General features: G+C 43.1%; 10 protein-coding genes and 1 tRNA gene. 2 read left to right on the plus strand and 9 right to left on the minus strand.

Going from position 1 to position 12,899, the window contains the following annotated elements:
- Positions 1-40: 40 nt before the first annotated feature.
- Positions 41-117: transfer RNA gene (locus tag JMX82_RS09700), tRNA-Pro, on the plus strand.
- A gap of 135 nt (positions 118-252) precedes the next feature.
- Here JMX82_RS09700 and JMX82_RS09705 read toward each other — a convergent pair.
- On the minus strand, positions 253-726 hold the full coding sequence (locus JMX82_RS09705) for a hypothetical protein (protein ID WP_201540385.1): 474 nt from the start codon (positions 724-726) through the stop codon (positions 253-255).
- Between the two features lie 635 nt (positions 727-1,361).
- Between JMX82_RS09705 and JMX82_RS09710 the strand changes: the two genes are divergently transcribed.
- Complete coding sequence (locus JMX82_RS09710; RefSeq protein ID WP_201540386.1) at positions 1,362-2,318, plus strand: DUF1853 family protein; 957 nt, start codon at positions 1,362-1,364, stop codon at positions 2,316-2,318.
- Between the two features lie 72 nt (positions 2,319-2,390).
- Here JMX82_RS09710 and JMX82_RS09715 read toward each other — a convergent pair whose 3' ends face one another.
- The 8 genes from JMX82_RS09715 to trpB all read right to left on the minus strand — a co-directional run bounded on the left by JMX82_RS09715 (position 2,391) and on the right by trpB (position 12,777).
- Positions 2,391-3,653, minus strand: a complete 1,263-nt coding sequence (locus JMX82_RS09715) for a hypothetical protein (RefSeq protein ID WP_201540387.1) — start codon at positions 3,651-3,653, stop codon at positions 2,391-2,393.
- Positions 3,654-3,771: 118 nt separating this feature from the next.
- On the minus strand, positions 3,772-5,229 hold the full coding sequence (locus JMX82_RS09720) for a hypothetical protein (RefSeq protein WP_201540388.1): 1,458 nt from the start codon (positions 5,227-5,229) through the stop codon (positions 3,772-3,774).
- A gap of 243 nt (positions 5,230-5,472) precedes the next feature.
- A complete protein-coding gene (locus JMX82_RS09725; RefSeq protein ID WP_055125260.1) occupies positions 5,473-6,003 on the minus strand; it encodes a DUF2726 domain-containing protein in 531 nt (176 codons plus the stop codon).
- A gap of 298 nt (positions 6,004-6,301) precedes the next feature.
- Positions 6,302-7,492 carry an SPOR and LysM peptidoglycan-binding domain-containing protein gene (locus JMX82_RS09730; protein ID WP_201540389.1) on the minus strand — a complete coding sequence of 397 codons (1,191 nt, stop codon included), beginning with the start codon at positions 7,490-7,492 and terminating at the stop codon, positions 6,302-6,304.
- Positions 7,493-7,750: 258 nt separating this feature from the next.
- Positions 7,751-9,154: a bifunctional folylpolyglutamate synthase/dihydrofolate synthase gene (locus JMX82_RS09735; protein ID WP_201540390.1), complete on the minus strand. Its 1,404-nt coding sequence runs from the start codon at positions 9,152-9,154 to the stop codon at positions 7,751-7,753.
- Between the two features lie 234 nt (positions 9,155-9,388).
- Positions 9,389-10,351, minus strand: a complete 963-nt coding sequence (gene accD / locus JMX82_RS09740) for an acetyl-CoA carboxylase, carboxyltransferase subunit beta (protein ID WP_201540450.1) — start codon at positions 10,349-10,351, stop codon at positions 9,389-9,391.
- A gap of 269 nt (positions 10,352-10,620) precedes the next feature.
- Positions 10,621-11,445: a tryptophan synthase subunit alpha gene (gene trpA / locus JMX82_RS09745; RefSeq protein WP_201540391.1), complete on the minus strand. Its 825-nt coding sequence runs from the start codon at positions 11,443-11,445 to the stop codon at positions 10,621-10,623.
- Between the two features lie 129 nt (positions 11,446-11,574).
- Positions 11,575-12,777, minus strand: coding sequence for a tryptophan synthase subunit beta (gene trpB / locus JMX82_RS09750; protein ID WP_227676588.1), 1,203 nt, complete (start codon positions 12,775-12,777; stop codon positions 11,575-11,577).
- Positions 12,778-12,899: the final 122 nt, after the last annotated feature.

A 12,899-nucleotide genomic window follows, 5' to 3' on the forward strand; every position in this document is an offset into this window, starting at 1 on the left:
CTTGCAATATGCGTAATTTTGCGTAAAATAGTCAGTCATTCGGGGCGTAGCGCAGTCTGGTAGCGCACTACACTGGGGGTGTAGTGGTCGCAGGTTCAAATCCTGCCGTTCCGACCAAACATAGTAGTAAAGAAAAAAGCCAATCATTGTTTTCAATGGTTGGCTTTTTTTTGATTAAAATTTGGGCAATGCCTTACAGTTGTTACTTTTAGTAGGTGTAGGTATGACATTTAAATTACTTTGATGACAAATCTACAGATTACTAGCCCCTGCACAGACATCTTTGTTCAAAACCACTGTTTCTACCAAATTATCCTGATTGTCATAACTAGATAGCTTAACCACAACATTATTAGCAGCTTGGTATTTTGCGCCATAAAAATCATTACAAAGCTCAGTCATACCCGACTCTTGGAAACTAGGCTCCATGTTCTTAAAAGCGAGTGAGCTTGAGTATAGGTCGACATGCCAGCTCATCAAGTGATTTTTACCACCCAATTTAAAATCAGGTTGCTCATTTTTAATCTTTTTATTAAACATATGATCCATTAAGTCAAAAAAAGTAGACGCGGCTTCTAAGTCTACGTAACGGTAGTTTTCATCTACGACCTCAAACTCTTTAAAATACTTATCCATAGCATCAAAAGCACTGGCACTGGCATTGGCATTGGCATTGGTAGCGAATGTAACACCCATCAGAACAGCAGTAACTAGCCATGCTTTCATAATATATTACCTCTCATAACGATCATCTTTATCTATTCAAACAATTCAAACTGTTGCTTGATTTTATTATACATATAATTACTTTTTTCATCAAAACTTGATTTTCCATTACTCTCATTACCAATATGGCCTAGTTTCACAATTTATTTCCTCAATTTTATACTTGATAGCAGCAATACAGTATTTGTCTTCACTCACATACTCCCTACTCTCATAATTAGAAGTTTCTTTTTTATTAAATAGAGTGCACCTTCGAACCTTGTCATAGTTTAAGCTGTCATTAACCACCATAACATGATTAATTGCTTACTGAATATCTTGTGAAATATGCTCTTAGGGCAAAGTAGGTTTCTGTGCCATAGTCAAAGTTGCGCCCATAGACGCACAGGCAGTGGACTTATCATGCATGAAATATTTTACAGATGCTTATTTATCATAGATTATCATCTTAGTATTAATAGTAAGGCATTATCGAGCAACAATATTTGGCTTGATACAAGTTATGGATAGAATATCTTGTTATTTTCAGGCATTAGCCGACAAGTGGTCACAACATTAACATAATACGATTGACCATAGACTTTTATAGAGCGAGCCGTTAGGGTAAATGCTACACCTTTACACTGGTTTATCCTATGTCAGAGCCTATCGCTCAGCCCCTCTCGAATTACCTTATAGTTGACGCACCTTGGGACGTATACCAGCGACCTTATGTGCGTGATTTGGCTTATGCGCTGGCTTGTCCTAACGTCTTGACACAGTGGATAGACTTTGCACCGCATGAGAATACACATGCGATTTCAGTGCATAATGCCAGCTTTTGGCAGGCGCAGTTTGCAGCATATAAGCAGCGTTTAGAAGAGCTAGATAGCACCAATGCTTATCAGGCGCTGACTCGCTATTTACTCAAGCGCCCAAGTCCCAATCGACTGGGTTTTCACTTTGAAGGGTTACTGTCCTTTTGGCTAGCAGATGGCTTTGCGCGCAAGCTACATCCGTATGAAACGCTAGCCAGTAACGTCCAGTTGTATAACGGTAAGCAGACGACTGGTGAGCTGGATTTAATCTTATATAATCATGGAGAAAATCTGGTCGAGCATTGGGAATTGGCGATTAAGTTTTTTATGGGATCAGCGCCGTTTGCTCCTGAGAACTGGGTTGGTATTAATTCCAAGGACAATCTACAGCGTAAAATGACCCATATGCAAACCAAACAGTTTCGTACGGTTTGGGTGGATACGGAGAAACACGGACAGGTTAAAATCGATAAGCGTTATGGCGTGATTAAAGGGCGATTCTTTTTGCCAATCAACACCACTAACTTTAATTATCCATCTTGGTTAGTACCAAGCTTTCCGATGCACGAATGGTGTGATAAAGATGATAAGCTTAATCTTGCGAAGATTGATATAAGGGCATTACGAACCGCCCATTATATCGAATGGTTTACTAGGCGCGACTGTTATGATGGACGACAGCCGCAGGTAGCTTGGTCAAACGACGCACTGCCTACGACAGGACTATACTTCGAAGGTCATAGTCCGATCGTCATTTATCCTGAACAGCGCGACAAAACGTATGACAAATTTTAGTAACGTCCACCGCATTATATGCACATCGACGCTTTAGCCATCTGCTTTATTAATGCAATGCAATGAATCAAGCTACCAAGCATAGCGTCCATACAAGCTAATCTCACTGCGTTTGGCTTTTTCTGAATCGAAACTGTCAGTCAGCAATTTGATGCCAGCATAACGACTGTCTACAGCGAGACCCAATGCTTGCGTTTGCGGCTCTATCAAGCCCGTCACCGTAATGGGAAAAGCGTCATTGGACGTTTGATAGCCTGCGGATAATTGATATAAGTCTTGAATGTCATTCACTTGACCATGTAGACCGAGCTGCCATTGACTGTCTAGCTGATGCTGAAGGCTACCTTCAACTCGCCATGGCAATGTCTGTGTGACATCGTCAGTGCTAAGCTGCCCTTCAATCGTATAGAGAGGTCTGCCGTTGACGTCATAATCCAACGCATAACGAGTGCTTGGCATGTCTTTCCAATGCATGCATCCAAGGATATCGTAGCCGCGCAGAGATAACTGCGTGCTATCAGACAACTGACCTGTGAGCTGCAAATCGAGCGAATAACCATATCCCGAAGGTTTCGCGGGGTTCCAGTCTAAATTTTCTTCCCCTAAGGCTGGTTCATCATAGTAATAATCGATGTAAGCGTTGGTTTTATCCAAACTGTCTCGTATGTCTGTCACCTCATTATTTGGTAACACTCTGGTGCTTAAATCGCCAACTATCTTACCTTCTAATGCATGCAGTCCTTGCCAGAGATTGGCCCGAGTCGTCAATTGCCAGTTAGGCATGAGCTGCTGCGTCAGGCCAATATTAGCACCGAATCTTTCATTGTGCTTGGCTTCCAAAAATAACGGATAAGTTTGACTGGTACTTGAGGGCTGTTTATTTTCATACTGCCAATAAATTTCGGCAGTCTCTTTGCTAAACGTCATTAAATAATCATAACGCCAACCTAGACCGTAGCTAATCGCACTGCCCGCAGGACGAATCTCAAGCGACGTCCGACCTTGGGCATAAGCATGATCTCCGGAATCTAAAGGAGCATTCCAATCATCTAAAAATGCTGAGATAGGCTGTGTTGGACTATGAGCCGTTGCCATCAGACTCCACTCTATCTGCGCGTTTGACTGAGCAATATGACTGTTTAGCAACCCTGTCGCTTGGGGGTAGAAGTAAAAATTCGTGTCAGCAGCTGGTATATCTGCACTATCAGCAACCGCAGCGCTGGATATCATCATAGCGGCAATCGCTGGCGTAGTGATTAACTTGGTACGGCTGTATAAATGCGATGCTAAGCTTTTAGGTAAAAAATCATAGAGACTTGAAACGTTATATGGCATAAATTTCTCACGTTTATTAGAGAGCATAAAAAAGAGACAGGAATCTGTCTCTTTTTTTTGTTGCTATACCTCAATCGCTACTAACAACGTTTGAGAGTCGATGTGACACATGATTTGATTATAGAATAATTAAAATATTATCAGTAAACTTGGCAGTAACTTTGCCATCATTATCCATTAAATCACCGTAGTCTTTACCGTTAACCATGATATCGCCGAGCTTGCCCATTTTATCTTTGATAAAATCACCATTGGCATCAACATTTAACTTGATCGACGCTTTATTTTGCTCAACGGTAAACTGGGTGCTAACCACATCATAGTTATTATCTAAGCTTGACTTACCTGTTACAAATAGCTTCTTACCCTCTACGCTAGCAGTTAAACCTTGTAGCTCAATAACATTACGGGCAGTGCGCTTAAGATTGGCTTGGAAATCAAGTGGAATCGTCGTTGTACTCTCTTTCGTTACCTTGCCTTTAATCGCCAATACTATTTCCATACCTACGTATTTATTGGCGGCCTCTTCGATATCACCAACTTCATCGATTATGATAAATTTCTTTATATCAGCGTCATTGGCAGTCGCATTCAGTGTAATCTCTACATCAGTCATCGGTTTTTGCTTGGTCATCTTGCCCGTTATAGCAAACTTATAAGGGATTGTTCTAACCACCAGACTGTTATCTGCCAGCTTTCTGCTGACATCCAGTGCGGCAAATTCAAAATCTTTTGCTTCAATCACGCTATCATTAGCCGTCAACTTCAGACTGCTTAATTTGATGACCGCCTTTTCTAGCGTGATGCCTTCTCTATTTGCGTCATTGATATCAAACTCATCATTGACCATGACTTTATCGCTGAATTGACCACTGACTGTTGCGCCTTTAGTACTTGAGTTGAGGGTAACGGTATCGGTATCAGTGCCAATGTTAATACTCTTGAAACCCAAGCTGCCGTTAAAGTTATCTGTACTGGTGTTTGAGCTTAACGCATCTTCATAACCATCAAACACTACGGTGAAAACGTCTTTGTTATCAATAACAGGGTCATACAAACCTGTTTGCGGGTTATACACATAATCGTATTCTTCAACATCTACTTTGGTTGTACCATTCAAGGTAAACTTACCGTCAGTACTTAGCGTTGCGACAAAACCATTTTCGGGCGTTAAAGTGATATTGCCTAATGCGACCTCAAATTTTGCATCATTGGCTAATGCTAAGATATCAGCTGCCGTGAGCTGTGATACATCATTCTCTTCCATATAGTATTTTAGATCACTTGGGATATCGAAGGTATAACCCAGACGCGTATCTTGCTTTTCTGTAAGGATATCACTTACATCTTCGTAAGCATCTGTAACCGCTTTATTGTCACTGACAAATAACTTGGCGGTACGAATCATCTCTTTCGCTTGCTCGATCTCAGACAAACTATTATCGACAGGCGGCTTAACTGGCACATCTGGCGTATTAGTACCATTACCAGAAGAGCTACTATTATTGTCATCACCACAGCCTGCTAACGCTAACGTGCTGGCTAACGCTAATGCGCTCAATTTAAAAAATTTCATAACACAGTCCTTTATAGAGTAATTTTGAAAACGAGAAGCACCAAAATCTTTATCTAATTAAGCAAATAATGCCTTAATTCTCAAAAGCACTTCTTAATTTAGAAAACTTAAGTTTGTTTTAAAATAATAATACTCTTATTTAAACAACTTATCTATAAAGTAAACGGATATAACAGCAATGTTACACAAAAAAATAAATGCCGTTGTTGCGACTAATCTTGACTGTCTACCAAGGACACTTTATCAATAATTTTCAATCACTTGCATCAGCTCGTACCTGAGCATATCTGCGCTTGGCATGCGCTCAGCGTGAAAGCGCACAATAGCAATACCGGCACTAGCAAGGGCTTTGTCTTTTTTGTCATCCGCCTTTTGACGCGCTTTACTCGTGTGTGTCCAATCATCAAGCTCAATAGCAACCAGCGTGGTCTGCGCATCAATATCCACAATCACATAATCGACGCTTTGACGACAGATACGATTGAACCAAAAGCTACGCTCGGACGCCTCACTGCTATTGCCTTCGATAATACGTGACAGTTGAACTTGAACGAAAATATGATATTCCGGCAACGCACTTTTTAGCTTATTAAAGAAAATGACTTCCGTATCCGTCATAATCGGCATCGGCGCAAACGGCCAAATAGCCAACTCATCGCCGCGTACTGGCTTTGGATCAGGCTCAACAACTGGGGGTTTTTTCAACAGCTTTGGTACGGTAATCAGCCCTAAAAACCCAACGGCCAATATTAAAAATATAACACCAAATGACATGGTTTTACCTTATACATGATTAAGGCAGCCAAATATGTATGACGACTTCCATAAAGTGACATACATACTCAACTGCGACAGGGCAGCCCTTATAGGCTGACCCGTTATACAGAAAAAATCAGGGGCAATCGGCGCACATCGTAGCTAAGCTTGCGCCAATCAGCAAACACTAAAACAAAAAACACGACAATAAATGTCGTGTTTGAATAAAACTCAGATAAAACAATAAAATCTAACCAAGACTCTGCTGTTTATTTAGCAATAATAGTCATCCGATTATCGTGATTTTAATGCTATTTTAGCGCCAGTATAAAACCCAAGCACTGGTCGTATTGACCTTGGGATCGCTATTAATTTTATCTTTTAACGCTAACGCTGCCACTTTACCGCGCTCAGGACCGACGATGACTCGAACCCCGCGGCTGGTAGGACTGGTCTTAACTTGGTAGCCTGCGGATTTAAATTTCTTTGCTAGTTCGTCAGCCTTGGCTTGATCGTTTGCCAATGCTACTTGCACCCCAAAGCTGCCTTTGGCGTCGGTTTCTTTGACTTCTTTGCGGGCTTCGCTGAGTTTCTGCTGTGCTTCACGCTTAGCATCCGCTGATTTTTTGGCTAAAGCCTCTTCTTTCTGACGCTTGTCTTCACGTACCTGCTCAGCCGCTGCCGCTTCACGTGCTAATCGCTCGACCTGCTTACGTGATGGAATGGTGATATTTTGACCCAATTGTAGCGATGTCGACGGTGACAGATTATTCGCTTGTGCCAATACCTCTACTGGCATATTGTACTGCCGCGCCAGTTTAATCAGCCCATCTCCTCTTTTGACTTGATAATCAGAAGGCGATTTTGGCGGCTCATTTTTAGCCGCTTCTGCTGCCGCTTGTTTTTTCTCAGCCGCAGCATCCGCTTGTTTCTTAACATCCGCTTGTCTTTTTGCTTCCGCTTCTTTTTTACTGTCTGCTAGTTTCTTTGCGGCAGCCTGCTCTTTAATCGCCGCTTGCCTTTGAGCTTCTTGTTGCGCTTGGGCAGCTTTTTGCTGGTCGCCAGTGTTTGTCTCACTTTCAGCTGACTCAGCAGCGCTAGTCTTTTTTATTGGTGTTGTAGCGTCATTTTTTTCCGCGTCTGATTTATCACTCTCTTCAGCAGCTGCCGCACTACTGGCCATGTACTGCTGACTTTCTGCACGGGCTTTTGCCAATGCTTCCGCCTCAGCGGCTTCTTGTTCAGTTAAGAACTGCTGGGCACGTTTTTCTTGTTCAGCCACACGAGCAGCGCGCTCTTTTTGTTTTTCTGCCAAGATACGTTTTTCAGTCTCGATATCCGTCGTCAGCGGCTGAGGAGACTCTTGCTCAGGGCTTGGCTTATCTACTATTGCTGACGCTGGTTGTGGTTCATTACTATCACCAATCTGTTGCACCATGGCGTATAGCATCACGCTACCGCCGATAATCATCCCAATGCCCAATAAGGCTTGTCTCGAAAAGTTCATCCGTTTACGTCTCTTAGTTGGTAATAAGGTTGATTGAGCGGCGCAACTGTCGTCTCAAAACTGTGTTTAGATAGTTTTAATAGCCTTGATAGGTGTCATTGCCACCAGTTGCGTCCATCCGTTTTTAAATGTTATGCCAAGCGTTTAATGCCATTATAGAGCAGCTTGCCAAATCACTTTGATTATAAAGCATATTTTTCATACTGTCTGCCATCATGCTACTGCTAAGATTAACATTAAATAAGTACCATTTTAATGTTAATTATCAACCGCCAGTGCTGTCAGTGCCTCGCCGATCGTATGAAAGGAGCCACATACCACGATAAGGTCTTGCGGCTGACTGGCATTGATAACCGCATCGGTCGCTTCTGATAAACGTTTAAATTCGTGTATTTGAGCATTGTCGACATAGCTCGATAGGATACCTTGCAGGTGCTCGGTGCTCGCAGCACGTGGATAATCAATCTCAGCGATATACCAATCGCTAATCGGTAAGCCCGCTATCGTCAAATGCTGCACGACTTTATTGATATCTTTATCACCCAACATAGAAAACAGCATCTTAATGCTGGCAGGTCTGCGTTCAGCTTGGTTTTTTTGGCTACTATTTGGATTACTGCTTTGATTGAGAGCATCAAAGCTGTCTTGATTGGCTAAATGCTGTTGCCAAAGCGGTAATAGTTGCGCCAATAAAAACTCAACGCCTTGCTCGTTATGCGCGACATCAAACAGCCAATGGCGATTGTGGGTCTCACGATAATCAAAGCGACCAGCGAGCCTGACCGTTTGTAATGCTTGCTCAATAGCAGTACTATCGACATTTAATGGACTTGCTAGCACTGCTGATAAGGCATTAGTAGTATTGGTCAATGACAGCGCTGGACGTGGTAACTGCATGGTAACGGCGGCATTGCTGTACTGCCAAGCGCTTGCATCCACTTCACGATAATCAAAATCTCGCCCAACTTGATAACAAGTTGCTTGATGCTTATCAATCGCTTGCTGCACACTGACTGGCATTGCAGTAGCACCATAAACCACGCTGATACCATCACGTAAGATACCTGCTTTCTGACGGCCAATAGCTTCAACATTGTCACCCAGCCAATCGACATGATCGATAGCGATATTGGTAATCACTGCCATATCAGGATCAATGATATTGACCACATCTAAGCGCCCACCCAGCCCGACTTCCAACACCCAGACATCACAGTCTGCTTCGGTAAATATTAATAATGCGGCAAGTGTGGTCATCTCAAAAAAGGACAAGGTCAGCTCACACGCTAATCGCGCTGCTTCTACCTTGCTAAAAGCTTCAATTAACGTCTCGTCACTGACCATCTCGCCATTGATACGCACGCGCTCATTAAATAAACTTAGATGCGGTGATTGATACAGAGCCGTTTTATAGCCTGCTGCTTGGCACATCTGCGCGATGACAGCCGTCGTTGAGCCTTTACCATTGGTGCCCGCCACCGTAAATACATAAGCATCGTCTTTGGCTGACTGTACCACGCCTAACGCCTCGGCAACTGGCAAAACTCGCGACAACCCCATGTCTATTGCCGATACATGAATCTGCTGCATATAATCGAGCCATTCGGTCAAACTAGAATGCTTGTTGGGAGTGTTAGGGTTAAAAAGTAGAGAGTCGGACATGGACACAGCCTATATTGAAATATTTGAATAAAAAATGGTCAATGAGAAAGCATTCATTAAGAAAGTACAGACAGTATATAACTACCTGTCCAAAAAGCAAAAATAGCATTTACCGCTGTTGACGATAAATGCTATTGATTGATCTTACTTAGTCAGCAAAATTGAGCATGCTACTAAGCATAAGTCCTGTGGAATATTAAACTCAGTTATCCATTAGTCAAGCCGATGAGCAAGTTAGGCATCAACATTAGGAATGCGGCTTAACTTTGCCAGCAGACGGTAAATGGTATCAATTAATTGATGACGATGTACCACTTCATCGACCACACCATGTTCTAACAAGAACTCGGCACGCTGGAACGGCTCTTCTAGCGTCTCACGAACCGTTTGCTCAATCACGCGCTTACCAGCAAAGCCAATCATGGCTTTTGGTTCTGCTAAATGAATATCACCTAACATAGCGAGCGACGCAGTCACACCGCCATAAACAGGATTGGTCAATATCACGATATACGGCACGCCAGCAATTCTCAAACGTTCAATCGCTGCGGCAGTACGAGCCATCTGCATCAAAGACAGTAAACCTTCTTGCATACGTGCGCCGCCAGAGGCAGCAAAGCAGACTAAGGGCACTTTATCTTTAAGGGCTTTCTCAGCCGCCTCTACGAAACGGTCACCAACTACAGAGCCCATAGAACCGCCCATAAAGCGGAAGTCAAAGGCACAAGTCACTACATCAAGATTGCGCAGCTTGCCATACAGTACAATCAGCGCCTCAGACTCGCCTGTCTTATCTTGTGCTTCTATCATACGCTGCGGATACGGCTTACTATCCACAAACCTTAGCGGATCTTTGGCAGTAAATTGTTGTCCAAGCTCACCGTCTACTTGATCGAGCAACCAGTTTAAGCGCTCACGAGCACTCATCGGTAAATGATGATCACAATGCGGGCAAACATAGCAGTTAAAAATAAGTGCCGTATTGGTAATCATCGAATGACAATTACTGCACTTGGTTGACGGTTCCGTCTCTACTGCTGTCAAAGGCGCTGTCAGTTGCTGTTTAATACCCGGTATCGGGCGATTAAACCACGATTGCCCAGCAGTATTACCGTTTGGCTCAGCGTTACTTTTTTCAGTATGGTTCAGAGTCGTCATATCAGGTTTTATTATCGTATCAGTCATATTATTCGCCATTATCAAAGGCTTATCGACAAGCTGGCTCATTCGCTTGTCCCTAAGAATCCATTTATAAGAATCAGTTTAATCGTCACATATCCCCATAACTTTCGCAGTTATAAAGCGCAGTTATAAGGCACGCTTACGTGAAACTGTAACAATTTATATGTGATGTTAGTTTACACACGTAAACTAACTTTAGCAAAGTCATTTAACCCTGTCTTTATAAACATTGTTATTCATATTGCCATGACGATTTAAGTGACGATAATTTAACTTTGTTTAACTCAGACACTTAAACTATCAAGTGCACCGCGTAGCTCATCCATTTTTGCCATGATTATTTGCTGAGCGGCGGCAACCGCAGTGCTATCATTGGCATCTATATCAGCAAAATTTTGAACCAAGGCACTACCGACAATAATACCATCCGCATGTGCTCCAATCGCTTTAGCAGAAGCCGCATCACGAATACCAAAACCCACACATACTGGCAAATCAGTCGCTGCTTTAATCGCTTGCACTTGAGTCGCAACATCATCAGTATCAAGCGTTGCCGAACCTGTCACGCCTTTTAATGACACATAATAAATATAACCACCGCAATGAGTCAATACTTGCTCACGGCGCTCAGGTAAAGTGGTTGGTGACAATAAGAAAATCTCGTTCATCGCATGGTCAGTCAAATGCTGGGTAAAACTGCCTGCCTCGCTTGGCGGCAAATCAACCATCAAAATACCATCGACACCTGACTGCTCACATAGCGCGACAAAGTTGTCATAGCCGATGATTTCCACGGGATTTAGATAACCCATCAAAATAATGGGGGTCTGCGTGTCTTGCTGACGAAACTCTGCCACCATTTTTAGCGCGTCACGAGTGCTCGTCCCTGCTGCCAATGCACGCTCACCAGCCAATGCAACCACAGGACCATCTGCCATTGGATCAGAGAACGGCAAGCCGACTTCGATCATATCTGCGCCATGCTTGACCAAGTCGTGCAATAAACCGACGGTAGTCTCTGGGTTTGGATCGCCTGCCATCACGTAAGGAATCAGGGCTTTTTTATTTTGTGCTTTTAAGGTTTCAAAAGTGCTTTCAATTCTGGTCATAGTGTTCTCTTGATTATTATAAACTGGCCTAGTTAACCCTTTATTTAAGAATCAATATTAAACAAAGGGTGTTAAGCAATTTTTCTTATAATGGATAAATCGTAAAATAGCTTATAAAAATAGAGGCCACTACAACTCAATCCCTTCCGCCTTCATCACTGAATGCAAGTCTTTATCGCCACGACCAGACATATTAACGATAATGGTTTGATCAGGGGTCATCGTCTTAGCTAGCTTCAATGCATAAGCAACGGCATGCGCAGATTCGAGCGCAGGGATAATACCTTCTTTACGCGTCACTTCATGGAAGCCTTCTAGCGATTCTTTATCGGTACAACCGACATATTCAACACGCTTCATGTCTTTTAAGAAGCTGTGCTCAGGACCAACGCCAGGATAATCAAGACCCGCTGAAATAGAATGCGTTTCTTGAATTTGACCTTCATCATCGGCCATCAAATAGGTACGGTTGCCATGCAGTACACCGATACGACCAGCAGCCAATGGTGCTGAATGACGACCCGTTTCGATACCGTCACCCGTTGCTTCAACGCCATACATTTTAACGTCAGTATCATTTAAGAAGTCAAAAAACAGACCAATGGCGTTCGAGCCACCGCCAACGCAAGCGACCAAGGCATCAGGCAATTTACCCGTCATTTGCAAATGCTGGATACGTGCCTCTTTACCAATAATCGCTTGGAAATCGCGTACTAAGAGAGGATAAGGATGCGGACCAGCAACTGTGCCAATGATGTAATACGTGCTATCCACATTGGTAACCCAATCTCGCATCGCTTCGTTCATGGCATCTTTTAGGGTACGTGAACCAGAAGTCACTGGCACAACCGTTGCACCGAGCAAACGCATACGATAGACGTTCATCTTTTGGCGCTCGACATCATCCGCACCCATATAGACGATACACTCAAGCCCTAAGCGCGCGGCGATTGTCGCCGTCGCTACGCCATGCTGACCTGCTCCAGTTTCCGCAATAATGCGTTTTTTACCACTCATTTTGGCAAGTAGTGCTTGTCCAATGGTGTTGTTCACTTTATGCGCGCCAGTATGATTCAGGTCTTCGCGTTTGAAATAAATTTGCGCACCGCCAATCTCATCGCTCAATCGCTTAGCATGATATAAAGGCGTTGGGCGGCCGACATAGTTGACCAAATCATTGTGATATTCTTCCCAAAACACAGGGTCTTTTTTGACTGTGTTATATAACGTTTCTAGCTCTTCTAGTGCTGCCATCAAGGTTTCAGAGACAAAGCGACCGCCATGCACGCCGAAATGTCCACGGGCATCAGGATATTGATTGAAATCTTGCACGTTCTCTGGATTGGTGAAGGTATTGATAGCTTTAGCAGTAGCCGATACATCTTTGCTTGCGACATGACTCATGATAATTCCTACTATAATAAGTGGTATTTTTTAAGATAAATAAGGGGGAA

The sequence above is a fragment of the Psychrobacter sp. 1044 genome, from assembly GCF_904846525.1.
Classification (GTDB): domain Bacteria; phylum Pseudomonadota; class Gammaproteobacteria; order Pseudomonadales; family Moraxellaceae; genus Psychrobacter.